General features: G+C 69.7%; 29 protein-coding genes and 1 pseudogene. 24 read left to right on the top strand and 6 right to left on the bottom strand.

Translation table 11 applies throughout. From position 1 onward, the window contains the following. Positions 1-141: 141 nt before the first annotated feature. The 8 genes and pseudogenes from Q2K21_RS34290 to Q2K21_RS34260 all read left to right on the top strand — a co-directional run bounded on the left by Q2K21_RS34290 (position 142) and on the right by Q2K21_RS34260 (position 5,283). The gene (locus Q2K21_RS34290) at positions 142-999 is read left to right on the top strand and encodes an alpha/beta hydrolase (RefSeq protein WP_310779805.1); all 858 of its coding nucleotides are present in this window, start codon (positions 142-144) and stop codon (positions 997-999) included. 36 nt (positions 1,000-1,035) lie between these two features. Beyond that, positions 1,036-1,290: a MoaD/ThiS family protein gene (locus Q2K21_RS34285; RefSeq protein ID WP_310779803.1), complete on the top strand. Its 255-nt coding sequence runs from the start codon at positions 1,036-1,038 to the stop codon at positions 1,288-1,290. An 8-nt stretch (positions 1,291-1,298) separates the two neighbouring features. Next, a complete protein-coding gene (locus tag Q2K21_RS34280) occupies positions 1,299-2,492 on the top strand; it encodes a hypothetical protein (RefSeq protein WP_310779800.1) in 1,194 nt (397 codons plus the stop codon). A 273-nt stretch (positions 2,493-2,765) separates the two neighbouring features. Then, positions 2,766-3,269: pseudogene (locus Q2K21_RS34275) on the top strand (LmeA family phospholipid-binding protein); the annotation flags it as partial. A gap of 239 nt (positions 3,270-3,508) precedes the next feature. After that, positions 3,509-3,589, top strand: a complete 81-nt coding sequence (locus Q2K21_RS35970) for a putative leader peptide (RefSeq protein ID WP_353963671.1) — start codon at positions 3,509-3,511, stop codon at positions 3,587-3,589. Positions 3,590-3,730: 141 nt separating this feature from the next. Next, on the top strand, positions 3,731-4,576 hold the full coding sequence (locus Q2K21_RS34270; protein ID WP_310779799.1) for a sulfurtransferase: 846 nt from the start codon (positions 3,731-3,733) through the stop codon (positions 4,574-4,576). A gap of 39 nt (positions 4,577-4,615) precedes the next feature. After that, the gene (locus Q2K21_RS34265; RefSeq protein ID WP_131563266.1) at positions 4,616-4,903 is read left to right on the top strand and encodes a DUF1416 domain-containing protein; all 288 of its coding nucleotides are present in this window, start codon (positions 4,616-4,618) and stop codon (positions 4,901-4,903) included. 122 nt (positions 4,904-5,025) lie between these two features. After that, the gene (locus tag Q2K21_RS34260; protein ID WP_310779796.1) at positions 5,026-5,283 is read left to right on the top strand and encodes a DUF3099 domain-containing protein; all 258 of its coding nucleotides are present in this window, start codon (positions 5,026-5,028) and stop codon (positions 5,281-5,283) included. A gap of 77 nt (positions 5,284-5,360) precedes the next feature. Here the strand turns inward: Q2K21_RS34260 and Q2K21_RS34255 are convergent, their stop codons facing one another. Next, positions 5,361-5,723: a DsrE family protein gene (locus Q2K21_RS34255; protein ID WP_310779794.1), complete on the bottom strand. Its 363-nt coding sequence runs from the start codon at positions 5,721-5,723 to the stop codon at positions 5,361-5,363. 114 nt (positions 5,724-5,837) lie between these two features. Here Q2K21_RS34255 and Q2K21_RS34250 point away from each other — a divergent pair, with 114 nt between their 5' ends. The 7 genes from Q2K21_RS34250 (at position 5,838) to Q2K21_RS34220 (ending at position 11,329) form a co-directional block, all read left to right on the top strand. Beyond that, positions 5,838-6,653 carry a hypothetical protein gene (locus tag Q2K21_RS34250; protein WP_310779792.1) on the top strand — a complete coding sequence of 272 codons (816 nt, stop codon included), beginning with the start codon at positions 5,838-5,840 and terminating at the stop codon, positions 6,651-6,653. Further along, a complete protein-coding gene (locus Q2K21_RS34245; RefSeq protein ID WP_310779790.1) occupies positions 6,650-7,540 on the top strand; it encodes a hypothetical protein in 891 nt (296 codons plus the stop codon). The genes Q2K21_RS34250 and Q2K21_RS34245 overlap by 4 nt, the downstream gene beginning before the upstream one ends. Beyond that, positions 7,537-8,475 (top strand): hypothetical protein, encoded by a 939-nt coding sequence (locus Q2K21_RS34240; RefSeq protein WP_310779788.1) that lies wholly within the window; start codon positions 7,537-7,539, stop codon positions 8,473-8,475. Before Q2K21_RS34245 ends, Q2K21_RS34240 begins: the two co-directional genes overlap by 4 nt. A gap of 251 nt (positions 8,476-8,726) precedes the next feature. Next, positions 8,727-9,302, top strand: a complete 576-nt coding sequence (locus Q2K21_RS34235; protein ID WP_310779786.1) for a heme-binding beta-barrel domain-containing protein — start codon at positions 8,727-8,729, stop codon at positions 9,300-9,302. Positions 9,303-9,347: 45 nt separating this feature from the next. Further along, positions 9,348-9,785 carry a Fur family transcriptional regulator gene (locus Q2K21_RS34230; RefSeq protein ID WP_310779784.1) on the top strand — a complete coding sequence of 146 codons (438 nt, stop codon included), beginning with the start codon at positions 9,348-9,350 and terminating at the stop codon, positions 9,783-9,785. A 10-nt stretch (positions 9,786-9,795) separates the two neighbouring features. Further along, positions 9,796-10,761: a CAF17-like 4Fe-4S cluster assembly/insertion protein YgfZ gene (gene ygfZ, locus Q2K21_RS34225; protein WP_310779782.1), complete on the top strand. Its 966-nt coding sequence runs from the start codon at positions 9,796-9,798 to the stop codon at positions 10,759-10,761. A gap of 124 nt (positions 10,762-10,885) precedes the next feature. After that, on the top strand, positions 10,886-11,329 hold the full coding sequence (locus Q2K21_RS34220; RefSeq protein ID WP_310779780.1) for a hypothetical protein: 444 nt from the start codon (positions 10,886-10,888) through the stop codon (positions 11,327-11,329). 11 nt (positions 11,330-11,340) lie between these two features. Here the strand turns inward: Q2K21_RS34220 and dtd are convergent, their stop codons facing one another. Further along, a complete protein-coding gene (gene dtd / locus Q2K21_RS34215) occupies positions 11,341-11,766 on the bottom strand; it encodes a D-aminoacyl-tRNA deacylase (protein ID WP_310779779.1) in 426 nt (141 codons plus the stop codon). 253 nt (positions 11,767-12,019) lie between these two features. Here dtd and Q2K21_RS34210 point away from each other — a divergent pair, with 253 nt between their 5' ends. From Q2K21_RS34210 to Q2K21_RS34195, 4 genes are all read left to right on the top strand, one after another. Continuing rightward, positions 12,020-12,622 carry an RsiG family protein gene (locus Q2K21_RS34210; protein WP_310779777.1) on the top strand — a complete coding sequence of 201 codons (603 nt, stop codon included), beginning with the start codon at positions 12,020-12,022 and terminating at the stop codon, positions 12,620-12,622. A gap of 165 nt (positions 12,623-12,787) precedes the next feature. Continuing rightward, a complete protein-coding gene (locus tag Q2K21_RS34205) occupies positions 12,788-13,816 on the top strand; it encodes an asparaginase (RefSeq protein ID WP_310779775.1) in 1,029 nt (342 codons plus the stop codon). 159 nt (positions 13,817-13,975) lie between these two features. Continuing rightward, positions 13,976-15,235 carry a GNAT family N-acetyltransferase gene (locus Q2K21_RS34200; RefSeq protein ID WP_310779773.1) on the top strand — a complete coding sequence of 420 codons (1,260 nt, stop codon included), beginning with the start codon at positions 13,976-13,978 and terminating at the stop codon, positions 15,233-15,235. A 378-nt stretch (positions 15,236-15,613) separates the two neighbouring features. Next, positions 15,614-16,522 (top strand): winged helix-turn-helix domain-containing protein, encoded by a 909-nt coding sequence (locus tag Q2K21_RS34195; protein WP_310779771.1) that lies wholly within the window; start codon positions 15,614-15,616, stop codon positions 16,520-16,522. An 11-nt stretch (positions 16,523-16,533) separates the two neighbouring features. Here the strand turns inward: Q2K21_RS34195 and Q2K21_RS34190 are convergent, their stop codons facing one another. Next, positions 16,534-16,722 carry a hypothetical protein gene (locus Q2K21_RS34190; RefSeq protein WP_310779769.1) on the bottom strand — a complete coding sequence of 63 codons (189 nt, stop codon included), beginning with the start codon at positions 16,720-16,722 and terminating at the stop codon, positions 16,534-16,536. A 228-nt stretch (positions 16,723-16,950) separates the two neighbouring features. Here Q2K21_RS34190 and Q2K21_RS34185 point away from each other — a divergent pair, with 228 nt between their 5' ends. From Q2K21_RS34185 to Q2K21_RS34175, 3 genes are all read left to right on the top strand, one after another. Continuing rightward, the gene (locus Q2K21_RS34185; RefSeq protein ID WP_310779767.1) at positions 16,951-17,829 is read left to right on the top strand and encodes a GntR family transcriptional regulator; all 879 of its coding nucleotides are present in this window, start codon (positions 16,951-16,953) and stop codon (positions 17,827-17,829) included. After that, entirely contained in the window at positions 17,829-18,566 is a 738-nt protein-coding gene (locus Q2K21_RS34180) for an HAD family hydrolase (RefSeq protein ID WP_310779765.1), read from the top strand. The genes Q2K21_RS34185 and Q2K21_RS34180 overlap by 1 nt, the downstream gene beginning before the upstream one ends. Before the next feature lie 131 nt (positions 18,567-18,697). After that, entirely contained in the window at positions 18,698-19,765 is a 1,068-nt protein-coding gene (locus Q2K21_RS34175) for an aminoglycoside phosphotransferase family protein (protein ID WP_310779764.1), read from the top strand. 25 nt (positions 19,766-19,790) lie between these two features. Here the strand turns inward: Q2K21_RS34175 and Q2K21_RS34170 are convergent, their stop codons facing one another. Beyond that, entirely contained in the window at positions 19,791-19,973 is a 183-nt protein-coding gene (locus Q2K21_RS34170) for a hypothetical protein (RefSeq protein ID WP_310779762.1), read from the bottom strand. Positions 19,974-20,166: 193 nt separating this feature from the next. Between Q2K21_RS34170 and Q2K21_RS34165 the strand changes: the two genes are divergently transcribed. Continuing rightward, positions 20,167-21,060, top strand: coding sequence for a winged helix-turn-helix domain-containing protein (locus tag Q2K21_RS34165; protein WP_310779760.1), 894 nt, complete (start codon positions 20,167-20,169; stop codon positions 21,058-21,060). Between the two features lie 306 nt (positions 21,061-21,366). Next, positions 21,367-23,469, top strand: coding sequence for a phosphotransferase (locus Q2K21_RS34160; protein ID WP_386275908.1), 2,103 nt, complete (start codon positions 21,367-21,369; stop codon positions 23,467-23,469). A gap of 71 nt (positions 23,470-23,540) precedes the next feature. On the opposite strand, the gene Q2K21_RS34155 is transcribed toward Q2K21_RS34160, so the two are convergent. Continuing rightward, positions 23,541-24,512, bottom strand: a complete 972-nt coding sequence (locus tag Q2K21_RS34155) for a zinc-binding dehydrogenase (RefSeq protein ID WP_310779758.1) — start codon at positions 24,510-24,512, stop codon at positions 23,541-23,543. Positions 24,513-24,836: 324 nt separating this feature from the next. Then, a complete protein-coding gene (locus Q2K21_RS34150; protein WP_310779756.1) occupies positions 24,837-25,676 on the bottom strand; it encodes a nitroreductase/quinone reductase family protein in 840 nt (279 codons plus the stop codon). Between the last annotated feature and the right edge of the window lie 353 nt (positions 25,677-26,029).

Here is a 26,029-nt window from a genome sequence, read left to right as displayed (position 1 = left end):
CGAGGACGTTTGCGGTATTGCTCTGCGATCCCGGCGGCCCCGTACACCTGCGGTTTCCCGCTTCGTATACAACGCTTCCGAAAGCACAAAAGGACCCGGGGGCAACGCTGCCCGAGTCCTCTGCCCAGCAGAATAGCCCACATGAGCACCGGTTCGGCAGGTCAAAAGGCACGATCCACGATTCGTCCGCACTCTGAGACGGCGCGTCACGGACCTTTGCGGACGTTTCTGCACACCGTCGACGGGGTGACCATCGACGCTGCATACGATCCGGGATCCGTCGTATACGACACCGGACGTCCACCTTCCGGTCACCTGGACGATCTGGCGATCGTCGTTGCGCACGGCTTCACGGGTGATCTGGAGCGGCCTCATGTACGCCGGGTGGCGGGCGTCCTCGCGCGGTACGGGGCGGTGGTCACCTTCTCCTTCCGCGGGCACGGGGCGTCGGGCGGGCGCTCCACGGTCGGTGACCGCGAGGTGCACGACCTGGCGGCCGCGGTGGCGTGGGCACGCGAGCTGGGGCACACGAGGGTGGCCACCGTCGGCTTCTCGATGGGCGGCTCGGTGGTGCTGCGGCACGCGGCGCAGGACCACGAGGGCGCGCACACGGACGCGGTGGTGTCCGTCAGCGCTCCGGCCCGCTGGTACTACCGGGGCACCGCCCCCATGCGGCGGGTGCACTGGCTGGTGACCCGCCCGGAGGGACGTCTGGTGGGCCGCTACGGCCTGCGCGTCCGTATCCACGACCGTGACTGGGATCCGGTCCCCGTCTCGCCCGTGGAGTCCGTCCCCCTGATCGCGCCGACCCCGCTGCTGATCGTGCACGGCGACCGCGACGGCTACTTCCCCCTCGACCACCCCCGGATGCTCGCCGACGCCGCCCCGGGCCACGCGGAACTCTGGTTGGAATCCGGCATGGGCCACGCCGAGCACGCCAGTGACGACGGGCTGCTGGGGCGGATCGGGGCGTGGGTGGCCTCGCGCGCGAGGCACTAGCCTGACGGTGTTCACGACGACGAGTTGAGGAAGCAGATGGCAAAGGGCACGGTGCGCTACTGGGCCGCCGCCAAGGCCGCGGCCGGGGTCGCCGAGGAGCCGTACGAAGCGACCACGCTCGCGGAGGCACTCGACGCGGTCCGCGATCGACACCCCGGCGAACTGGTCCGCGTCCTGCTGCGATGCTCCTTCCTCGTCGACGGTGACCCCGTCGGGACCCGCGCGCATGAGACGGTACGACTGGCCGAGGGCGGCACGGTCGAGGTGCTCCCGCCGTTCGCAGGAGGATGAGCGAAGCGATGAGCAACCAGCCGTACGAGGGGTACGACCCGACGGGGTACGACCCCTATCAGCAGCAGGGGTACCCGCAGCAGCCGCCGCAGGCGCAGTCGCAGCCGCCGCAGCAGCAGGGGTGGTACGACCCGAATGCCGCGTATCAGCAGCCGCAGCAGTGGGAGGGGCAGGCTTACGGGACCGCACAGCCGTTGCCGCCGGAAGGCCAGGTGTACGAGCCCCACGGTTACGCGGCACCCGGTGTCGATGGCCTTGCCCATCCGTCCCGCCTGGGGGTCCCCCCAGGCCCTCAAGGCACTGGGGGAGGGACGACTGCCCAAGGCGGTAGCGGCGAGGGGTGGACGACTGCCCAAGGCGGTGGCGGCAACGGCTGGGCGGTCGCCCAGGGCGGTGGCGGCACGCAGACGGCGACCGCTCCCGAACCGCCCGTCGACCTCTCCACCCTCCCCGCCAACCAGCGGGCCCGGCTCGAAGGCCGCTCGCCGATCATCGAGCCCGGGCTGCAGCCCGCCGCGCTCACCGCGGTGCTCGGGGCGCTGCTCGCCGGCGCCGCGGCCCTCGGCACGTACGCCCTCGTCGTACCGCTCGTGCTCCTTCAGGCCGTGACGGCCGCCGGGTGGTTCCGGCTGAACGGCATGTGGCCCGCCCGGCAGGGCATCGCGCTGGCCTTCCTGGGCGCGGTCACCGCGGACGTCGCACTGCTCGTGGCCGGCCGGGAGCACGCGCCCGCCGCGATCCTCGGCACCCTCGGCGTGTGGGTGCTGCTCTCCCTCGTCCTCCAGCTGCGCTCGCACGCCGATCCGGACACACGGATGCACGGCCTGATGGCGACCGTCGCCTCGGCCGCGCTGTCGATCATCGCGGCCGGGCACCTCGCCGCCCCGCAGGAGGCCGTCACCGTGGGCGCCGTCGCCGTCGCCGCGGCGACCCTGGCGCGGGCGCTGCCGCTGCCGACCGCGGCCTCCGTGGTGGTGGCACTGCTGGCGGCGGCGGGCGCCGGCATCGCGATGGGCGGTGCGACCGGCCTGGGCACCTCCGGCGCGTTCCTCGGCCTGGGCGCGGGCGCCTGCGCCCTGATCGGCCACCGGGTCGCCTCCTACGACTACCCGTCCCGCTTCGTCCACTTCACGGCGGGCGTCGCCCTGCCGCTCACGGCGGCGGCGCCGGTGGTCTATCTGCTGGGGCGGGCGCTGGTCTGAGGAGAGGCGGCGCGGTCACGGGAGCGCGCCGCTGCGCCTGCCTTCGCCGAGTCCGGGTCGGGCGGGGCGCGAACGGGACGCCGCGGCACCTCCTTCCGCAGCTGTTCGACACTCTCCGGGCCCCCGCTCCCCGCAGGATTACAGTCGCGATGGACGGCCACCCGGTCGTCAGTGACCGCCGTCGTTGATGACCGCCGTCGTTGATGACCGCCGAGGTGGGGGAACACCGAGCATGCGCGCACTGCGGATACTGCTGATCGTCGTCGTGATCCTGGCACCGGCAACGGCGCCGAGAAGATCCGTATCGACGACCTGAACGCGCGGATGAGGGGCGTCAGGGTCTCCGGCGACTACAGCTCCGCCACCGCGGCCGACGCCACCGGCACCGCGCTCATCGCGTACGACGAGCTGCTCAAGGCGGCCAGGTCCGAGCCCGCCCAGGTGGGGTTCGGTGTCACCGCCCGGGTCGTCGGCCTCTCGGACGGCGGCAACGGCAGGCTCAAGGTGGCGATCGAGTGGACGTTCCCCACCGGCAAGAAGCTGCGGGCCTCCGTGCTCAGCTCGGTCACCGTCCAGGGCGACACCGTGAAGGTGCACGCGGACTCCCTGCCCTCGGTCGGCGGTTTCCAACTCGCCGAGAGCCGGATCCGGGGAATCACCGACTTCCAGCAGAGGATCGGCGAGCTTCCCGGCGGCATCCGGCTCGACAAGGTCGAGGCGGCGAAGGACGGGGTGGAGATCACGGTGAAGGGTTCGGACGTCGAACTCGCGGGGTAGGACGACGGACGGCCGGCGGCCCAGGCGGTACGGATGTCCGAAGCACAGATGTCCGAAGTACGGATGTCCGAAGAGCGAGACGCCCCCGTCCGTACCGCAGATGAGTTGACGGGGCGGAGGGCCGGGGGCCGCGCGACGGCGACCCGGACGCCACCATCGATCCCATATTCCGGACGATCGCGTCTCAGAATACGACATGCCGGTGACACGCCCGGCGGTCCGTCCCTACGATCGAGCCTATGAGGCGACAGGCGGATCTCACGAAGCGGCGGGCAGTAGACCTGTGCCGCGTCGCCGCCATGCTCTGTCGCACCTTCTGAGCGGGAGAGCGGACTCCCGTATCGCCGGCCCTGGTTCTGACGCAGGGCCGCTCGCGCGCCGCGTACGCCGCCGCTGAATCGCGTACCCGCACCCCTTCTCACTCGCACGCCCCGCCGCAACTGCCCCGGAGGAGAAAGAGCATGAGCCGCAGCGACGTCCTGGTTGACGCCGACTGGGTCCAGGAACACCTGGACGACCCGAACATCGCGATCGTCGAGGTCGACGAGGACACGTCGGCGTACGAAAAGAACCACATCAAGAACGCCATCCGGATCGACTGGACCAAGGACCTCCAGGACCCGGTCCGCCGTGACTTCATCGACCAGGAGGGCTTCGAGAAGCTCCTGTCGGCGAAGGGCATCGCCAACGACACGCTGGTGATCCTCTACGGCGGCAACAACAACTGGTTCGCCTCGTACGCCTACTGGTACTTCAAGCTCTACGGGCACGAGAACGTCAAGCTGCTCGACGGTGGCCGCAAGAAGTGGGAGCTGGACGCCCGCGAGCTGGTCGACGGCACCGAGGTGCCGGAGCGCGCAGCGACCGACTACAAGGCCAAGCCGCAGGACGCCTCGATCCGTGCCTTCCGTGACGACGTGGTCGCCGCGATCGGCTCGTACAACCTGGTGGACGTCCGCTCGCCCGACGAGTTCTCCGGCAAGCTGCTGGCTCCGGCGCACCTGCCGCAGGAGCAGTCGCAGCGTCCGGGTCACGTCCCGACCGCCCGCAACATCCCGTGGTCGAAGAACGCCAACGACGACGGCACCTTCAAGTCGGACGAGGAGCTCAAGGAGCTCTACGCCGAGGAGAACATCGACCTGGCCAAGGACACCATCGCGTACTGCCGCATCGGTGAGCGCTCCGCGTTGACCTGGTTCGTCCTGCACGAGCTGCTCGAGGTCCCGAACGTCAAGAACTACGACGGCTCCTGGACCGAGTACGGCTCCCTCGTCGGCGTCCCGATCGAGCTCGGCGCCGCCAAGTAATCCCGGACCCCCGGACCGACCTACCCCGAAGGAAGAGCCATGTGTGGAGCGAAGGCCGGCGGCCCCGACGCCTCGACGATCAAGCCCGGTGAGACCACCATCCAGGGCCAGGTGACCCGCAACGGCGAGCCCGTGGTCGGGTACGTGCGCCTGCTGGACTCGACCGGCGAGTTCACCGCCGAGGTCCCGACCTCGGCGACCGGACAGTTCCGCTTCTACGCGGCCGAGGGCACCTGGACCGTACGCGCCCTGGTGCCGGGCGGCACCGCGGACCGTACGGTCGTCGCGCAGACGGGCGGCCTCGCGGAGGTCGCGATCGCCGTCTGACGGCGCACTCCATGACGGTCCGAGGGACCGCCCGTGACGGCCGAAGGGCCGCACCCCCGGTGGGTTGGACGCTTGCCGTTCGGGGTGCGGCCCTTCGGCGTGACCAGGCATAACCTGGAAACATGTACGCGCGACGGCGGCACATCTACTTCGCCATGATGGCGACCTGTATCGGGTTGTTCGTCCTGGCCTGGGGAGTCGTGCGGATCTGGTCGGTTCCCGTGGCCGTGGGGATGTGTCTGGTCGCGATGGTCATCCCGCCGCTGGCCGCGATGGTGGCGAACCGGCGCGGCCCCGAGGACCGCTGGTGGGACGACCCGTCCGGGGACCCGCAGTCCGACGAGTGGTGGGACGAGCTGGACGGGAAGAAGCGGCGGTAGTCGCCCCGGCTCAGCGGGCAAGTGCCGGCTCAGAGAGCAAGTGCCGGCTCAGTGGGCGTCAGCGGGCGAGTGCCGGCTCAGTAGACGAGTGCTTGGGTGTCGTCCGCCAGCGACTCCTGTACGAACACCTGTGCGCCGGCGATCCGTACGCCCTCGATGACGTCCTTCTCCGTGATCTCGCGGCGGGCCGCGCACTGCGTGCACAGGGTGATACGGCCGGCCGCCAGGACCGAGTCGATCAGATCGGGCAGCGGCGCGGCGTGCGGCAGCTCGAACTCGGCGGCCCGGCCCGGCAGCGCGAACCACGAGGACTCCCCGGTCAGCCAGAGCGAGACGTCGACCCCGCTCGCCACGGCCACCGCCGCGACCGTGAACGCCTGCGAGCAGCGCTCGGGGGCGTCCGCCCCCGCCGTCACCTTGATCACGAGCTTCTTCGCCATGTCCGAATGGTAGTCCGAATCGTGATCAACCCTCCGCGCAACCCCGTGTGTTGTCCGTGAGTCTCCTGTGCGCGCGGCCACGGAATCCGCGCTTCACGTTTTATGGGAGACGTCTTGGAAGTCCCGGAAGTGGCGGATGCGCCTGGATCGGTCCCTGATCCGCATGCGTCCGCATCGGCCCGTGATCAGGATGCGCCCGACGCGTCCGGCACGGGCACGCCCGTCTTACGTCGCAGGGGGCGTACGGCGCTGCTGATCGCCGCGGCCGCCGTGCTCGGTGTCGTCGCCGGCACCTGCGCGGGCTACGTCGTCCAGGCCGGCCGCGAGCCCACCGCGCTGCCGCCGCTGTCACAGCCCGTACTGGCCCAGGCCAAGGGCAAGGGGCCCGAGCCGCTGTCCGCGGCGCAGGACCGCCGGCTCAGGACGGACGGTGACCTGCGCAAACTGTTGTTGAAGCGGCCGAGCGGCGCACGGGACCTCCCGTACCCGCAGGGCCGTGACGGCTGGATGAACCTCGCGGAGTACGCGGAGGACTTCTCCCGTCCGGACGGCGCGTTCAAGCACGAGATCAGCAACGAGTTCCGCCGGGCCGCCGTCACCGGCTGGCGGGTGGGCAGCACGTACCACGTCGAGGTCCGCCTCGTGCAGTACCGCCAGGAGGAGCAGCTCGGCGCCGCCGAATCCGCCGAGAACGCCCACTACTGGGCGGGGAACAAGGGCGGCACCGACAGCTTGGCCATCCCCGGCACGGGCGACGGCATGGTGTACGTCCACACGCGCCCCGAGACCGAGTTCGGTGTGCCGTTGTACAGCGCCGAGGCGCACGCCCGGCGCGGCGACATCGCCCTGGAGATCTGGGTCTACGACACGAAGCCGATCCCCAAGGAGAAGATCATGGACCTGGCGAAGCGGCAGGTGGGGCGGCTGTGAGCGAGAACAGCGTGAACGGCGACCAGTCGCAGCCGACGCAGCCGACGCAGCCGTCGCAGCCGCCGCAGATCGGCCCCGTCGAGCCCGCCGCCTCGACCGTCGTCCTGCCCGAGGGCGTCACGGTCCGGCGTCCCGTGCGCCGTGGCCGTGTCGCCGCCCTCACCGGAAGCGTCCTGCTGGCCGCTGCCCTGGTCGCCGGGGTCGGGTACACCGTGGTGACCGTCAACGGCGCCGACCGGGACGCGGGCGCTCCCAGCTGGAAGTTCCCCGCGGTGAAGAAGGACGCCGAGGCGAAGAAGGCGTCCGGGACCGGCCTCGCCGGAATGCTCGTGCCGTACGGCACCGACGGCTTCACCCGCGGTCCCGACATCGGGCAGTACGGCGCCGACGCCGAGCTGAGCGGCCGCGAGGCCACCGCCCTGCGCAAGGAGTCGCTGCACGACCTGCCGCGCTCGCAGCGGCTGCGGCTGGAGAGGCAGATCGACCGGCAGCACATCAAGGGCATGGCGCTGCGCAGTTACCTCAGCACGTCCGAGGCGGGCAACTCGACGGCCTACGCGGACAGGGCGTTCACCGTGGACGTCGTACTGGCGCAGATGGCGAACCGCGCGGCCGTACGGGACATCGCGACGTTCCAGAGTGAGTTCCTCAGCGCCTTGGACGTCTTCCGCAAGGGTCCGACGATCAAGGGCCACAAGAACGCGCACTGCTTCCTGCCGCCGAAGGAGGCGGACGAGAAGCTCGACGTGATGTTCTGTTCCGCGTACCAGGGCGACGTGCTCGTCACGGCGACGGCGTACGCGGCCAGACCGATGGACACCACGAGCGCCGCGTTGCTGCTCCGCACCCAGCTCGACCGCATCGCGGAGCCCGGGGAGGCGGTATGAGCGAACAGTCGGAGCGGACCGAGCAGCAGCAGGTGGTGGCGCCGCCGGCGCCGGAAACGCCGCCGTCCGCGGTACCTCAGGCACCCGTCGCACCCGGGACTCCCGTCGCGACCGAGACTCCGGTGGCCTCGGAGACCGTCGTCGCACCCGAGACTCCCGTGGCGCCCCCGGCGAAGAAGGACCGCCGTGTCCTGCGTGCCTTCCTCCGCTGGACGGCCGCGGTCGCCGTCTTCGCGGTGGCCGGGGGCGCGACGGCGTACGGGATCACCCGGATGGAACGCACCGACGTCCCCGGGCTCGCCACCGCCTCCGACGGGCGCTGGGAGTATCCGAAGCTGAGCAGGCCGCCGCTGCCGTCCGGCAGCCCGGGCCCGTTCGCCGAGCAGAACAAGGCGGGGGCGCACTACGCCGACCTGCGGGCGCTGGTCCTGCCCGCGCCCGCGGGCGCGAAGGCCGACAAGGCGCTGCGCGGCGAGGACGGCTGGCTGGCGACGAAGGACTTCCTGACGCAGTACGCGTCAAAGGACGACCGTGAGGAGTTCGCGCACAAGCTCACCGACAACGGTCTGCGGCACATCGCGGCCGCCGGCTGGACCACACGGGACGGCACGCGCACGCGGATCTACCTGTTGCAGTTCGACACCGCGGCCGTTGTGGACGACCTGAACAGGTTCGCCACCCTCAACTCTCCCGACTACCCGGTGCGCGGTGCCGAGCTGTCCGTCTTCGACGACGCGTTCCCGTCGGAGGCGAAGGCCGAGAACGTCGAGCGCTCCGTGTACGTCGAGGCCAAGCCGTACGGCGCCGAACAGGTCCGCCACGCGTACCTCTCGGCCGGCGACACCCTCGCGTTGATCGTCCAGTCCAGGAAGGGCGGCGCGAAGGCCGTGCCCTTCCAGCAGACGGTGGCGCTGCAGAGCGAGCTCCTCGGCTGAGGCGCCCTCGAAGAGAGTGCCGGGTCCCGCCCTACTAGAGTGGGACCCGGCTCTTGTGTACCCACCCTCGCTCACCAAGGAGCACCCCGTGGAGATCTTCTTCGAAACCCTGCTGGTCCTGGTCTGCGTCGGCGTGCTCGCCTTCGCCGGTCTGACCGTGAAGAAGCTGTACCAGGGCCAGCGCTGACCCCCGCACCTGCGACGTACACGACGTACACGACGTACACGACGCCCACGACGAAAAGCAGCTCATGATCGAGATCCCGTCCGACCTCCACAAGGACCTCGTCCCCCTGGCCTTCCTGCTCGGCAACTGGACCGGCGCGGGTGTCCATGACTTCCCCGGTTCCGAGAAGTGCAACTTCGGGCAGGAGGTCTCCTTCACCCACGACGGCCGGGACTTCCTTGAGTACCGCTCCCACACCTGGGTGCTGGACGGCGAGGGCAACAAGGTCAGGCCGCTGGAGTCCGAGTCCGGCTTCTGGCGCATCGACGCGGACCGCAAGGTCGAGGTGACCATGGTCCGCAACGACGGTGTCGTCGAGGTCTGGTACGGCGAGCTGGCCGAGAAGAAGCCGCAGATCGACATCGCCACGGACGCCGTCGCCCGGACGGCGGCCTCGGGCCCGTACAGCGGCGGCAAGCGGCTGTACGGCTACGTCAACAGCGACCTCATGTGGGTCGGCGAGAAGCAGACCCCCGAGGTCGAGCTGCGCCCCTACATGTCGGCGCACCTGAAGAAGGTCGTCACCCCGGAGGACGTCGAGCGCTGGGCGAAGGCCCTCCCGGACGACCTGCCGGACGACGGCATCGCGTTCTTCAAGTAGGCGGACTCCGGCCGTACTCTTCCCGGTGGTCCTAGACTTTCCAGTGTGGTGAGCACCGACTGGAAGAGTGATCTGCGGCAGCGCGGCTACCGGCTGACCCCGCAGCGGCAACTCGTGCTCGAAGCTGTGGACACCCTTGAGCATGCGACCCCCGACGACATCCTCGGCGAGGTGAGGAAGACGGCGTCGGGGGTCAACATTTCCACCGTCTACCGCACGCTCGAACTGCTCGAGGAGCTCGGACTCGTCTCGCACGCCCACCTCGGGCACGGCGCGCCGACGTACCACCTCGCGGACCGGCACCATCACATCCATCTGGTCTGCCGTGACTGCACGAACGTCATCGAGGCCGATCTGGACGTGGCCGCCGAATTCACCGCCAAGCTCCGCGAGACCTTCGGGTTCGAGACGGACATGAAGCACTTCGCGATCTTCGGCCGGTGCAAGGACTGCTCTCTCAAGAGTTCAACTACCGCGTCGTAGGCTTGGATCCATGAAGAGTCCCCTGCTGTCCCTGCCCGGCGCCGTCCCCGGCGAGGGTGTGGACGAAGGCGTCGCCGCCCACTACGGCGACCTGTTCCGCGAGCAGCGTGCCCTCGCCGACGGCACCGGTTTCGTGGACCTCTCGCACCGCGGTGTCCTCACCGTCACCGGAGAGGACCGGCTGAGCTGGCTGCACCTGCTGCTCACCCAGCACGTCAGCGATCTGCCCCCGCACCAGGCCACCGAGGCGCTCATCCTCTCCGCGCACGGCCACATCGAGCACGCGTTGTACCTGGTCGACGACGGCGAGACGGTCTGGGCCCATGTCGAGCCCGGCACCCGGGACGCGCTGATCGCGTACCTGGAGTCGATGAAGTTCTTCTACCGCGTGGAAGTCGCCGACCGGACGGACGACTTCGCGGTGGTGTACCTGCCGGCCGGCTCGATCGCGGAGGTCCCCGAGGGCGTCCTGGCCCGCGAGACGCCGTACGGCCGCGACCTCTTCCTCCCGCGTACGGACCTGGAGTCGTACGCGGAGAAGAACGGCCCCCCGGCCGGTCTGCTGGCCTACGAGGCGCTGCGCGTCGAGCAGTACCGCCCCCGCCTCGGCTTCGAGACCGACCACCGCACCATCCCGCACGAACTGGGCTGGATCGGCACGGCCGTGCACCTTCAGAAGGGTTGCTACCGCGGCCAGGAGACGGTCGCCCGCGTCCAGAACCTGGGCAAGCCGCCGCGCCGTCTGGTCTTCCTCCACCTCGACGGCAGCGAGGTGCACCTGCCGCCGCACGGCACGGAGCTGCGCCTCGCGGACGAGGGTCCGGAGGGCCGCAAAATCGGCTTCGTGACGACGTCGGTACGCCACCACGAGCTGGGCCCGATCGCCCTCGCCCTGGTCAAGCGGAACGTCCCGACCGACGCGCGGCTGATCGCAGGGGACACGGCCGCCGCCCAGGAAGTCGTCGTGGAGCCATAGTCCCGGACAACTGACCGGAAATGATCTTTCGTGTCCCAAACGGATCGTTCATGATCTCTCCTCTCAGTGCGCCGCATCACGACCAATGCGCCGCATCACGACCAAGAGGGGGACACCCAACATCATGGCGAGCATCAAGGCCAGGCTCGGGGCACTCACGGGGGCTGCCGCGCTGACGGCAGCCCTGGCGGTGACGGGTGCCACGCCCGCTTCCGCGGAACCCGACTTCAAATTCGACTACTTCCAGCTGAACCGCCCCGGCGGCGGTTTCATCATCGACGCCTGGGACGGCGCCGACTTCGTCGGGGACGGAGAGTGGTGGCGCGATCCGGGGGACGGCAAGCCCGGAGACACGGTGGTGGCCTACGACGGACGCGCCGACGGCTACGGCATCGAGGCCCACCTGATGACGGATCCCGAGCGCATCGCGTCGACGCGCGGCCACGCCAAGGGCTACGAGGACCGCAAATCGGGCAACCTGAGGGAAGGCAGCGACTGGGTCATGTACGTGTGCGTGGTCAAGGGCAGCTTCCACAAGTGCTCGAAGGAGGTCGTGGTGTACGCCTGACCGAGGCGCCCCTAGATCTCCAGAAGCACGGTGAACGGGCCGTCGTTCGTCAGGGACACGCGCATCTGCGCGCCGAACCGGCCCGTCGCCACCGTCGCGCCCAGCGAACGCAGCTGGGCGACCACCTCGTCGACCAGGGGCTCGGCGACATCGCCCGGGGCGGCCGCGTTCCAGGTGGGGCGGCGGCCCTTGCGGGCGTCTCCGTAGAGCGTGAACTGGCTGATCACGAGCAGCGGGGCGTCGATGTCGCTGCACGACTTCTCGTCCTGCAGCATCCGGATCGACCACAGCTTGCGGGCCAGCTGCGCCGCCTTCTCCTTGGTGTCCTCGTGCGTGACCCCGACGAGCACACACAGCCCCTCGCCGCTGATCTCGCCGACCGTCTCGCCGTCCACGACGACACTCGCGCCGTCCACCCTCTGCACCACCGCACGCATGGGGACCATCATGCCGTGCGGCCCGGGGGGCGTCCGAAGGAGGCCGACGGCATCCCGTCCGAAGGAGGCCGACGGCATCCCGCCCCGATCGTCCGACGATCTCTTACGAGGGCATTGTTATTGGCGCATAACCCCTCCATCCGGGGCGGATCGGGGGCACTCGGTCACATGACGGCCTCGCGGGGTGGCACGATGCGTCTGTCGCGGCGCATCCGTGAGGGTGCCGCGCCGGTCGAGGGGACGGTAGAGGTACATGAGCACATCGAGTACCGGGCAGCCGCCCGGGGCTGTGGCGCCCACCCGCGTGGCAAGCGCGGGGGAGCTCCGGCCGCCCGTGCAGCGCACGGACAGCCCCCTGCCCGCGGATTCGCCCGAACCCGAACTGTCCGCACTGCGGCTGCCCGAACTGCGCGCGTTGCGCCGGGACGCCCAGCGGGACGAGGCCGACCTCAGCTATGTACGGCGGCTGATCCAGGGCCGCATCGACATCCTGCGGGCCGAGCTGGCCCGGCGCGGGGGACGGGCGGCGCCCGAGCAGGTCATGGAGCGGCTGCCGGAGATCCTCAGGGACGCCCCCGCCCGGCAGCGCTCCTCGGCCCGCCATGTGACAGTCGGCACACCGCACGGCGAGGAGTACCGGCGGCTGGCGGCCGAGATGCTCGACGAGGTCGAGCTGTCGGACCTCAAGGCGCGTACGGACGACGAGTTGGGCGCGGGTATGGGCCGGCTCGTACGGTACGAACGGCAGGTCTCGCGGCGGCGGCAGCAGCTGCAACGCACGGCGGACGGGTGCAGTGCCGAAATCGCACGCAGGTACCGTGAAGGGGAAGCACAAGTAGACGACCTGCTCATGTGACGTGAAGGGCCCCGGCGACCCCGGGGCCCGCGCGTGTGCACGGCGGCCCCGGAACTCCGGCGGCAGCGGCGGGCCCGGGGCATCCCCGTGGCCGCGGCGGCCCGGGAGAGCTCGGCGGCGATGCCGGGGGGTGGGTCCTCCCGACCCTCCCGAAGGCCACCGCCCATGTCCAGCTCTGTGCAGCCCGCCGCCCCCGCCACCCCAGCCACGCACGCCGAGCCCGTCGTGTCGGCCACGCCCGCCACCCCCTCTCCCGTGCCCCCGGTACTCGCCGAGGTGGTGCGGTCCGGGTTCGTCGAGGGGCGGCACCGGGGGAGTCTGGTGGTGCTGGCCGCGGACGGCTCCGTGGAGCTGGCGCTCGGGGACGTGACGGCGCCGGTCTTTCCGCGCTCGTCGAACAAGCCGATGCAGGCGGCCGGTGTGCTGCGGGCGGGTCTTGAGCTGACCGGGGAGCGGCTGGCGATCGCCGCCGCGAGCCACTCGGGCGAGGCGTTCCACCGCGAGCTGGTGCACACGATGCTGTCGGAACACGGCCTCGCGGCGGAGCGGCTCCAGTGCCCGCCGGACCTGCCGCTGGACCCGGTGGAGGCCGAGGCGTACCTGGCGTCGGGCGCCGTGCGCGAGCGGGTCACCATGAACTGCTCCGGCAAGCACACGGCCATGCTGGCGGTGTGCGCGCTGCGGGGCTGGCCGCTGGACTCGTACCTCGACCCCGAACACCCCCTCCAGCAGCTGATCCACTCCGTGGTGGAAGAGGCGGCCGGGGAGCCGGTGGCGGCGGTCGGCACGGACGGCTGCGGGGCCCCGCTGATGGCGATCAGCCTCACGGGCCTCGCCCGAGCCTTCCGCTCCTTTGTGCTGGCGGCACCCGGCACGGCGGAACGCCGGGTGGCCGACGCGATGCGCGCGCACCCCGAGTACGTGGCGGGCACGCGCCGCCCCGACACCTGGCTGATGCGCGAGATCCCCGGCGCCCTGTCGAAGATGGGCGCGGAGGCGGTCCAGGCGGTGGCCCTCCCCGACGGCCGGGCCCTGGCCTTCAAGGTGGACGACGGTGCGACGCGGACGCTGGGCCCGGTACTGGGCAGGGCGCTGACCCTGATGGGCGTCGAGGCCCCGGTGGTGGAACGGATCCGCAAGGCGCCGTTGCTGGGGGGCGGCCGTGAGGTGGGGGAGATACGGCCGGTGTTCTGAGCACGTGGTGTTCTCGCCCCGCCGAGTTTGAGGACGAGGCCGTCAAGGCCGACTAGCGGGGGTCTGGGGGCGGCAGCCCCCAGGTACGGGACGGGTAGGGGCGGCGGGGGCGAACAAAACCCCGCGACACCTCCGCCGCCGTACCCCTAGCGTGGCCCCATGAGCCGCCGCCCCGAGGACATCGAGGTCCGCCCGATCACCGAGCCCGAGATCCCGGAATGGAGCCGCGCCCTCAGCACCGGCTTCCTTCGTCCCCCGGACCTCTCGGACCACGACGTCGCCGACCTCGCCACGCACGTCATCCCGCCCCGCACCCTCGCGGCCTTCGACAACGCCCGCTGTGTGGCTACCTTCCGCTCCTTCCCCCAGGAGCTCACGGCCGTCGGCGGCACCCCCGTCCCGGCCGACGCCATCACCAACGTCTCCGTCACCGCCACCCACCGCCGCCGCGGCCTCCTGACCCGCATGATGACCCGGGACCTGGCCGCCGCGAAGGAGCGTGGCGACGTCGTCGCCACGCTCATCGCCGCCGAGTACCCCATTTACGGCCGTTACGGCTTCGGCCCCGCCACCCACCTGGCCGAGTGGACCATCGACGTCCCCCGCACCGGCTTCGACCGCCACCGCCCCGTCCCGGACGAGGATGGCCGCATCGACCTCGTCGACGGCGCCGACGTCCGCACACTCGGCCCCGAGCTGTACGAGCGCCTCCGCCGCACCCAGCCGGGCGCCGTCACCCGCAGCGACCGCTGGTGGCAGGTCAACACGGGGGCGATACGCCAGGACGCACGGCCCTGGACCGAGCCCTTCTACGCCGTCCACCGCTCGCCCTCCGGCGAGGTCGACGGCCTCGCCGTGTACGTGTGCGACGACCACTGGGGCGACGACAAGCGGCCCCTGAACACGGCGACCGTCAAGAGCCTGATCGCCACGAGCCCGGCCGCCGAACGCGCCCTGTGGCGCTACCTCTGCTCGATCGACTGGGTCACCACGGTGAAGTCGGGCCGCCGTGCCCCCGACGACCTGCTGCCGCATCTCCTGCCCGACCCGCGCGCGGCCCGACTCACCACGTACGCGGACTGGCTGTGGGTGCGGATCCTGGACGTCGCACGGGCCCTGGAGGCACGGACGTACGAAAGGTCCGGCACGCTCGTCCTGGAGGTGGTGGACGAGGCGGGACTGGCCGGCGGCCGCTACCGGCTGGAGGCCGGCCCGGACGGCGCGCGGTGCGCTCCGACCGACGAGGACCCCCACCTCACCCTCGCCGTGGGCGAGTTGGCGACCCTGTGGCTGGGGGACGAGTCCGCCGTCCGGCTCGCGGCGCTCGGGCGGGTGCGGGAACAGCAAGAGGGCGCCGCCTCCGTCACCGACGCCCTGCTGCGTACGTCCAGGCGGCCGTGGTGCCCGGACGTCTTCTGAGCCGTTGCCGGCTCTCGGGTGGCACTCCTTCCGCGCGGGTGGTGGCTGCTGTGCTGCTCATCCGTAGCGATTCAGTTGTGGTTCATCCGTAGCGATTCAGTTGTGTTGTTGCCGCTGGTTCAGTTGTGGTTGTGATGGTGCCGGTGGTGCAAAAGGTGCGGACCGACCGAGCTCCCGGCTCCCCTCCGGAAGGGAGCCCGGTCAGACGCATCCGCGGTGGCCAACCTCTCGAACGTTTGACCATGTTGCGCAAGGACGCTCAACCTTGCGCAAGGTTGCCGAAGTTGGCTACCAACTTCACCGTACTTATCTCCGCCTGGAGTCGTCTCATAACCACCTTCCTCTGAACTGCCGAAAGATGGCGCGAAGTTGTAGTGTTTGGCCGTGGAGCCGGAACACGCTGCCGTCAATGGGCGGAAGAGGTCACCACGGCCACAGAGGTCACCCCACGACGTGGCCGACGAGCTGCGCAGCCGGATCAGGTCCGGAGTGCTGCGGCCGGGCCAGCGCATGCCCACGCAGGCCGAGCTGGCGGACGAGTTCGGCGTCGAGCGGGGAGCCGTACGGCAGGCCCTGCGCGTCCTTCAGGCGGAGCAGCTGCTCACCAACATGTCCAAAGGAAGCCCGGCGACCGTCGCGCAGCACGCGGGCGGGGTGCCGGCCGACCCCGAGGCCCCGCCGCAGCCCACGATGGTGGCGCTCGCCCCGCGGATATCGGCCGCCTTCGCGGCTGAGCACGTGGAGATAGACGCCCTGTGTCTGACATCGGTATCGCTGACACTGGCGATGGGCGAGCCGTTGCGCGAGATTCACGCGGGGCGCATAAAACCGGCCAGGGTCGATGTGCGCGTCCTGCTGCCGAGCGGCCGGATCGATCTGGCGTTCCCCACGCCGGTGGAGGACACGGACGACGACAGGCTGCGCCGCCGCTGGCTGGCGCAGCGCAACGCGCAGGGCCAAGTCCTGAGGCACAACCTGCTGGCGCTGCGCGCCACCCACGGCATCGATGTGCACGTCTCCTTTCGCGCGCTGCCCTTCACCCCGCCCGTGAAGCTGTATCTGCTCAACGGGGCGGAGGCGCTGTTCGCGTACTACACGCTGACGCGCCGTGGTGAGGAGATCGACCACGAATACCTGGAGATGTACGACGCGCAGGGCGCGCTCTCCATGCTGTTCCCCTTCGCGCAGGGGACGGGTCTGCGGGACACGACCTTCGTGGAGCAGTCCCATCTGTGGTTCAACGCGCTGTGGGAGACCATCAGCTCCGACCTGGAGTTCGAGAGCTGACCCTGCGCCGTTCAGAGGGCCGGCTGGGCGACCATCAGGGCGAGGACGACGGCCCCGACGGAGCTGCACGCGGGGCTGTTGGCCTTGATGCCGATGGTGAGCAGCAGCAGGCCGACGATGCCCATCGGCCCGTACCGCCACTGGACGAACTGGTCGAAACCGACGACGAAGACGGCGGAGAGGAAGGCTATGGCGGGCATGGCGGAACCTCTTTCCGGAGTATCGGAGCTCTGTGATCCCGGTGGCTGGGCAGGGTGGAACGAGTTGTCTGCATGAGGTGACTACCTGCGGATGATGTGCGGGAGGAGGCGAACCCTCCGCCAACTCTGCCAAGTTGGCAACCAACTGCACTTGAGTTATCCCCAGTTGGTCCCTACTTATAAACAACCCTCAAACAACTCCACATAGATGGATGAGGGTTGTAGCGTTTGGTTGTGACCCAGGAGAACGTCGCAGTGAACGGCAGCAGAAGGCTCTCGCCTCAGGAGATCGCCGACACATTGCGGGCCCGTATCCGCACCGGCGACCTGAAGGCGGGCGACCGCCTGCCCACCCAGGCCGAACTCGCAGAGGAGTTCGGAGTGGAGCGGGGCACGGTCCGTCAGGCCCTGCGCTTCCTCCAGGAGGCGGGCCTGCTCAGCAACGTCAGCAAGGGCAGCCCGCCGAGGATCGCCGAACCCCAGCCGGTCAGGGACGAACCACAGCCGACGATGGTCGGGCTCGCGCCGAGGCTCGCGGAGGCGTTCGCGGCGCCGCACGTCCGCGTCGACGCGGCCTGTCTGACCGCCGAGACGCTGATGCTGGCGCTGGGCGAACCGGTGCGGCTGATCCACGAGGGCAGGATCCGCCCGGCATCGATCGACGCCCGCATCCTGCTCCCGTCCCGGGACATCAACCTGGCGTTTCCCGTCCCGGTCGGCGGACGCGGCGAGGACGACCCGGTCCACAAGCGCTGGCTGGACCAGCGCAACGCCCAGGGCCACGTCCTGCGCCACAACCTCCAGGCCCTGCGCTCGTCGCACGGCATCGACGTCCGTGTGACGTTCCGCGCCCTGCCCTTCACCCCGCCGCTGAAGCTGTACCTCCTCAACGGGGCGGAGGCCCTGGTCGCGTACTACATGCTCACCAAGCGGGAGGAGGAGGTGGAGAACCAGACGCTCGAAATGTACGACGCCCTGGGCGCCGAGTCGCTCCTCTTCTCCTTCGAACGCCAGGCGGGCCGACGCGACGCCGCGTTCGTGGATCAGTCCCAGAAGTGGTTCGACGCCCTCTGGGAAACCATCACGACGGACCTGACACTCTCCTAGTGACTTCTGATACGACACCGACTGATCAAGTAACGGAAGAGGCCCAGCACCTTCGGGAGCTGATCGCACGAGCCCGCTTCATTCTCTTCGACTTCGACGGACCGATCTGCCGCCTGTTCGCCGGGCACTCGGCGGAGCACGTGGCGAGGGATCTGGTCGCGTGGCTGGAGGGGCAGGGTCTGCAGGGCCTGCTGACCGAGGAGGAGCGGGTCCACCCGGACCCGATGGCCGTCCTGTACGCGGTGAACCGCCGGCGTCCACGCAGCGACCTGGTGGCCGAACTGGAGGAGCGGCTCACCCAGCAGGAGCTCAAGGCGGTGGCCACCGCCTGGCCCACCGCCTACGCGGATCCGCTGATACGGACCTGGGCCGCCGTCGGAGCCAGGCTGGCCGTCGCGACCAACAACTCGGCCCGGACCGCCACGAGGTACCTGGCCGACCGCGGTCTCACGGGCTGCTTCGCCCCCAACGTCTACGGCCGCACGCAGGATCTGCACCACCTCAAGCCGCACCCGCACTGTCTCAACCGGGCGCTGAGCGCCATGGGCGCCGCCCCGTCCTCCGCCCTGATGATCGGCGACGCTCCCTCCGACCTCGACGCCGCCCGCCAGGCCGGTGTGCCCTTCCTCGGCTACGCGCGTAACGCCCGCAAGGAGAAGCTGCTGAGGGAGGCGGGAGCCGACGATGTGGTGAGCTCGCTGGAGCCTGTGCTGCGGATTCTGCGCCACCGGAGCTGACGCGTCGGCCCCCGCATCCGGGTCACGGCCGGCTGCGCAAAAAGGGTGAGTCAGTGGTTCCTTCGGTGCTCTGCGCCCACGCGGAGTACCGTGCCTGCCCTACCCCTCGGCGCAGAAAGAAATCAGGGGCGATGTCACCCGAATCTTCGAGGGCCCGGCAGCGGGCCGCTGAGATGAGCGCGGACTCGCATGCCGTCGTAGGCCCGCTCCAGGGCTATCACCACGAGACCTATGTGTTCCCGCTGCCGGCCCCGGTGACCGGAGCTCCGATGCGTGTGAAATGCCGTGAGCCACGCGAGAACCTGCTCTGGTTCGACCGGCGCTGTTTCGCGTCCGAGGAGCGGCTGCTGCGGGCCCTGCAAGGGCGCGTCGTGCGGATACCCGAACTCATCGAGGTGGAAGGCCTCGGTTTCCAGAGGTTTATCGAGGGACATACGGTCGGGTCGCGCCACGGCTCCGGCCGGGCATTGCCCCCGAGCATGGCCGAACAGGTCGTGGATCTCTTCCGGCAACTGGCCGGCATCACTCCGCAGACCCTCCCAGTGGAGCGGCAGTGCAGGCCGGAGGACCGGCCCGAGGGCGGTGACACGGAAGGGTTCCTGGAACGCCTCATCTGGTTCGCCGAGGAGCGCGTCTATCGCGACAACCTGCCGGAATTCCAGGCGCTTTTCGACTCGTTGGGCGTGAACGACGTTTCCTTCAAGCACCTCAGAAAGCATGTGTCGGGTCTGACCGAGCGCCCTTTCTGTCTCCTGCACGCCGATCTGCACCGCGAGAACTTCATCGTCGACGCCGAAGGCGGGCTGTGGACCATCGACTGGGAGCTGGCGATGTTCGGTGATCCGCTCTACGACCTCGCCACGCATCTCTATCTGATGCGGTACCCGAAGCGGCAGGAACAGGAGATGACGCTGCGGTGGTGCGAAGCCGTCGAACACGTCAGGCCCGGCAGCGCCCGGGGGTGGTGCGAGGACCTGCCTCGACTGCTGGACTTCAAGCGTGCGCAGTCCGTCTTCACCGACGTGATCCGAACGTCCCAGTCCCTGAGTGGCGAGGGGCGCGTGAGGCCTCGGAACCTCCGTCAGGTGACCTCGAAGCTCGAGGCCGTACTGCGGGCAGGGGCCGTGCCGTTGGGCCTCGACTCCCTGCCGGGCCGCCAAGAGATCGAGGCCGCGCTACGCCGCCACGCAGGCTGCTGAGGCGGTTCGTCGACGGTCTGGGCAGTCAGGCCTGGGTCATCAAGAGGACGAAGAAGACGGCCGCCGAGCTGGTCAGGGCCGTGTTGCGGGTCCGTATGCCGATCGCCGCCAGGCTCAGGAGCAGGACGCCCGGAAAGCCGATCTCCGACTGGATCAGCTCCGTGACCAAGAATTGGACGGCTGTTCCCGCCAGTTGAAGGAAGACCATGCTGCCCCACCCCGTCCACTTCGCTGAATCGATCAACTTGTCGTCCAATTGGACTGGTTGCCTTTTTCTTGTTGTCCCCTGACTGCTTGATCCCTTAACGCCCTGGAAGCTTCGGTCGTGCAATCAGTCAAGTTGGGCTGCCGATTCGACTGAAAGCGGTTTGCCCGGTGGCCGGGGGAGGTACGGTCGCGGTGTGAGTACGGAACGCGGCGACGGAGGCGGCAAGGAGTTCGAGCGTGTCCTGGACGTGCTGCGCACGCGCATGGCCGACGGCACCTACGGGCTCGGTTCGCTGTTGCCCCCGCAACGGGAACTCGCGGATGAGTTGACGGTCTCGCGCGACACCGTGCAGCGCGTTCTGCGCGCGCTGAGGAGCGAGGGATGGATCGAGTCCCGCCAGGGCAGCGGCTCCCGCGTGGTGAAGATCCCCCTCCATTCCGTGGTGCGGGTGGAGGCACCGCGGGTGCGGGCGGCTCTGGGCCCCTTCATCGCCCGCACCTTCGCCCAACCCACCGTACAGCTCGACGTGTTCACCCTGACGTCCGAGAGTCTGGACGCCCATGTACGGCTGCAGGCCGAGCGAATCCGCTTGGGAGAGGTACGACCCGAGCACATCGAACTGCGGATGCTGTTGCCTTCTGAGACGCTCCATATGCCGTACCCCCGTGCGAAGGACGGGGACGGCGAAGCTGTTGATCCCAGGTTGCAGGATCAGTTCCGGGAACGGCTCCGCGCCATCACCAAGCGGCACACGATCTCGTTGCTGTCGGCCCTGCAGGACCTGCGTACCGAGGGCCTGGTGCCGTTCGTCGACGTGCAGATCCGCCATATCCCGCTGACTCCGGCCTTCAAGCTCTACCTGCGCCGGGGCGCCGACGCGTTGTTCGGCCCCTACGAGCCCGTGGAGCGGACCATCCTCATGGAGGACGGTAGCGAGGTCGATGCCCTGGACGTGCTGGGGCTGGGATCGACGCTGACCCGTCACGTCAACGACGAGGGGGACCCGGACGCCCCCGGCTCCGTGTTCATGGAGAGCATGCAGGCCTGGTTCGACTCCTGCTGGGACCTGCTTGCCGAGGACGCCTGACAGGCAGCCGATACCCGGGGACCTCGAACGGCCTGATCCTTCCGAGTGCGGCCGGCACTCGGATCTTCGCCGAATGCCGGAGTCCACGCCTTCGCGTGCGTTCCGATGCCCTAGGGTGTGCCCACCTTGTTCGCGACGCATGAACATCTATGGCGCCGCACAGCTATTCAGGAGTCACCGTTGAGCGGTCCACCAGTGCCTCGCCACCGCGCGCTGGAGTGGTCGGCGGACGATGCGTATGAGAGGTTCGTACGCTACGCCCGGGCGGTGGGTTCGTTCAGCCGGGGCCATCACAATCTGAACTACATGGTGAAGCCGCTCACCGAGCAGGATTCCCGACTTGTGGCCTGCGACGACGGGGCACCGGTCACGGTGCGGCAGCGGATCCCGTCGGCGCTGTCGGTGGTCATCAGGACCTGGCAGGACGAGTCGGAGATCCTCAACACGATCTACGGCGTGCTCCCTCACGTTCCGCGCTGTCTGGCCAAGCATCGGGACATGGTGGTCCTCAGCTATGTCGAGGGCATGTCCCTGTCGAGCATCTGCCCCAACGGCACCCCGCTGAACTCCGACCTCATCACCGCTCTCGCGAGCCTCCTCGCGGACATGACCCAGGTGCCCAGGCAGCACCTGCCTCCGCTGCCGGTGGCCTGGCCCCGTTCCAACCGGGACAGCAGAGCCTTTCTCCGGGCGCTGGCGTTCGCTGCGGAGGAGCAGATCAGACAGCGCAACTGGGCGGAGTTCGGCGGTCTTTTCGCGATGCTGGGCATCCCCGAGGACGCCATGATCCGCTTCGCGGAGCGGGTCCCGGCGCTCGTCAGCCGGCCCTTCAGCCTGCTCCACACGGATCTGCACCGGGACAACGTCATCGTTTCTTACCACGGAGATCCGCCGTTGATCTGCGTCGACTGGGAACTGGCCACGTACGGCGATCCCCTGCACGACCTCGCCACCCATCTGGTGCGTATGCAGTACCCCGCCCACCAATGGGACGAGGTCATCGAGGCGTGGCGCAGGGTCATGGGAGAGCGGCGCAGCAAGGCCGTCATCGGGCTCGACCGGGACCTGAAGCACTATCTGGCTTTTGAACGCGCGCAGTCCGTGTATCCCGACGTCATGCGCGCCGCCAAGTCGCTCGGCGACCCCTTCGACCAGCGGGACCTGGACGCCGCGACGCAGGCGGTGCACCGGGCGCTGGTCGCGGCGGAGGAGCCGTTGTGTCTCACGAGCGTGCCGGACGAGCGCGAGATCGAGCGCATTCTCTTCCGGTGGAACGAGTCCCACGGGGTCCGACCCAGCAAGGAACGCACCATGTTCCAGATCGTCTGGCAGCGTGACAGACGGGTTCCGGTCCATCCGGACTTTCCCCTCTGGGCGGTCAACCGTGCCCTGTTCGAGGAAGGGGCCGCCTCCGCGGACCGGGTGTTCAAGGGCACGGCCCATCTCAATACGGCCGTGCAGGTGGAGGGGATCGACTTCCCTGTCATGGTGCGCCGGAAGGTGGGGTCCGCAAACCCGCTGGAGCGCCGCTTCCTCAACGAGCACGCCGTCCTGGGCGCGATCGAACGGATGGGGATCCGCGTGCGTGCGCCACGCGTGCTGGCCCTGGGCACCAGCGGTCTGCACGAGCAGTTCACCATCCACACCTATGAAGGGCCGAAGGGTGGTATCCGTCCACCGGACCACCCCGCGGACGGACTGCTGCCGCATGAGGCGGACGACCTTGTGGACCAGCTCGGCGAACTGGCGTCCGTCCCTGGCCATGAGATCGATCCCATATTCAGGGGCCTGGACTTCTACTTTTGGCTGCGGGCCGAACTGGTCCGCCTGGTCGGCGAACTTCCGAAGGCCACCAGGGATCTGGCGCGGGAGCTGGGACTTCCGGACAGCGTCCGGCTGGACGAGATCCTGACCCGCCACATCCTCACTCCGCGTCGGCCGGTGCTCCTGCATGGCGACCTCAACCCGTGGAACCTGGTACGCCGCGAGGACGGTGGCCTCACCCTCATCGACTGGGAGATGGCCGCGCTCGGCGACCCGCTGTACGACCTGGTCCGTCATATGCACCTGACGCCCACGCGCCCGGACATCCGCCGGCGGCTGCTGAACCGCTGGTCGCGCCGTCTGCCGGACGACTGCACAAAGGGCTGGCAGGAGGACTGGCGCGTGTACCGGTGGATCGAGATCATCCGCTCCGCCTATGTGGACCTCGACCGCCTGGTGACGGGCGACAGCCTGGAGGCCCCCAACGTCCGGCGAGCGGTCGACAGCTATGCGATGACGTTGGCCTTGGCCACGGCCGTGCTGGGTCTGCCGGACAAATCCACGGTGAACCCCTATCTTGCCCGGGCCCTGCCGCACGGAGACTACGAGGGGAAACGGACAGCGGGGCTCTCGGTGGACGTCTGACTCTCCGCGCAGAACTACCGCACCGACCTCGACGGCTGGTCCGGGGAGGCAAATCCTTGCCCGAGGTGTCGTCACATCCGGAGTAGCACCTTCCCCACCAGCCCCCGCCCCTCAACCGCCGCGTGCGCGTCCGCCGCCCGGGCGAGGGTGAACACCTCCCCGATCACCGGCCGCAGCCGCCCCTGCGCGGCTTCTGTCAATGCGCTCGCCGTGAGGCGTCTCAGGGTGGGCTCGTCGAACTGCACGTCCGCGATCCCGAAGAGCGTGATGCCACGAAGTTCGGCCTCCGCCGGGTCGACCGCGGCGAAGCCTCCCGACGGCGCCCCATGCGCCGAGAAGCGGCCGCCGTCCGCCGTCAAGGTGAAGGCGCGGGCGCCTGTTTCGCCTCCCACGCCGTCCAGCACCACCTCCGCGGCGCCGTCGGTACCGCCCAGCGCGTGCCGCGCCCGGGACGGCCAGTCCGGATCCGTGGCGTCCACCACCTCGTCCGCCCCCAGTTCCCGTACCAGGGCAAGCTTCGCCTCGCCCCGCGCCAGGCCCACCACCCGGGCGCCCCGGGCGTGGGCCAGCTGGACGAGCAGTGTCCCCATGCCGCCCGACGCGCCGGTGATCAGGACACGGTCCGTTTCACCTACCGCCGTATGTTCCAGCAGGCCCGTCGCCGTCACGCCGTCGTGGACCAGGGCCGCCGCCGTCAGCAGGTCCAGGCCGTCCGGCACGGCGGTGAGGGAGGACGCCGGTGCCACCGCCCGCTGTGCGTAGCTTCCCCGCACGAAGGACACCACCCTCCGCCCCAGCCGGTCCGCGGGCGTGTCCGGGCCCAGTGCGGCCACCACCCCCGCCACGCCCCCGCCCGGCACATACGGCGGCGTCGCCCCGAAGTACTCCCGGCCCCAGCCCGACCGCACCTGCGTCTCCACGAAGATCGTGTCCGCGTACGCCACGTCGATCAGCACCTCGCCCGGGCCCGGCACCGGGTCCGGGAGGTCCACCGGGACCAGCATCTCCGGGCCGCCGAAATCCTTCACCTGTGCCGCCAGCATGCGTCAACTCCTCGCTCGTCGGTCCGGGTCCGTGTCCGTGGCCGTGCACTATGGAGTCTTCGACCTCAAGCCTGGTTGAGGTCAAGCCGGGGCCCGTCCCGGCCGCGTACGCCAGTGCGCAGGAGCTCGGCCGATGAGTGAGACCGGGCTGGGGACGTGGTGCACGCGCGCTGCCCCGGTGACCCACCGGGGCAGCGCGCGCCCGTCGCGGTAGACGCCCCCGGTCGGCCGTTTCCACGAGGGGGCCCGTGTTAGGGAAGGTCGACCGAGTCATGACCGTGCCCGCGCCTTGTCGAACAGCGGACGGTCACCCGGTGGCGGGGATCACCCGAGCAGGGGGACCAACTTCTCCTCCTCGTAGGCCAGATGGGCCTCCAGCTCGCTGATGAGGCATTCCACCTCGCGGAGCACGAGAGCGGGGTCGGCGTCCTCCCGCGAGACGACCCGGCGCAGGTCGTCGAGGAGGGCGGCGATCCGCTCGTGTTCGCGGCGCAGCCGGTCGAGGACCGGGGCGAGTTCCGGGTGGCGGTCGGCGAGGAACGGGAACATGGCGACGTCCTCGCCGGTGTGGTGGTTGTGCAGGCCCCTGCAGAGCGTGAGGCAGTTGACCCGGAGCTGGGCGCCGAGGGCGGGGCCGCCGCGCACGGCGGTGAACTCCTTCCTTATGAGGCCGAGTTCGCGGCGGAAGACGTCATGGACGGCCTTGACGGCCTCACCGGGGGAGGACGCGTCGATGTTCGGCGGGCCCGGCCGGGCGTTCTCGTGGAGGGCGACGACCGGGATGACACGGTCGGTCCTGGCCTGGTACTCGGCCCAGCCGGGGTCGCTCTCGACGGCGCGGGCGAAGGCGCGGTCGCGTGCGGCGCGGTCCAGGACGACCGCTGTCGCCTCGTAGGTGAACACGCCTGTTTCCACGGTGACCTGGGGGTTCGCCACGAGGTTGCGGAACCAGTCGGGGTGTTGGGGGGAGCCGCCCGCCGACGCGATCACGAGGACGCGGTCACCGCCGTCGGGGTAGTAGCCGACGGGGGTGGTGTGCGGGGTGCCGGTGCGGGCGCCGGTGGTGGTCAGCAGGAGCAGTCGCGCGCCCTCGAAGGGGCCGCCCACGCGGCCGCGGTGGGCACGGAACTCATCGATGATCTGTTGATTGAAGGCGTTGGGCATTCTCTGCTTTCTTCTGTTCGGCCTGGTGGAGGAAACCTCGGAGATCCCGGAGGTCTCGGAGAACCTCGGAGGTCTCGGAGAACCTCGGAGTACCTGGGAGAACAGAAGAACCGGCGGACCTCTGGCCCGCCCCCGCCTCACTCAGAGGCCGGGCACCCAACTCGCTCACGGCCCACGGCCGACCCGGCAGTCATGGCCGCGACGCTAGCGCCCCGGCGGGACCGCCGCAACGCGGATTCCCCCGCCCTGCTCGCTTCGTACTCGTTTCGTACTCGCTCTCGACGACGCAACCTCCGTGCCCGGTCGGGCCTCTTCTTCCACGCAAACCTCAAGATCAATTGACTCTGGGCGAC

The sequence above is a fragment of the Streptomyces sp. CGMCC 4.7035 genome (genome assembly GCF_031583065.1).
GTDB lineage: Bacteria > Actinomycetota > Actinomycetes > Streptomycetales > Streptomycetaceae > Streptomyces > Streptomyces yaanensis.
Note: the sequence above shows the minus strand (reverse complement) of the source record. Positions and strands in the feature narration are given on the sequence as shown.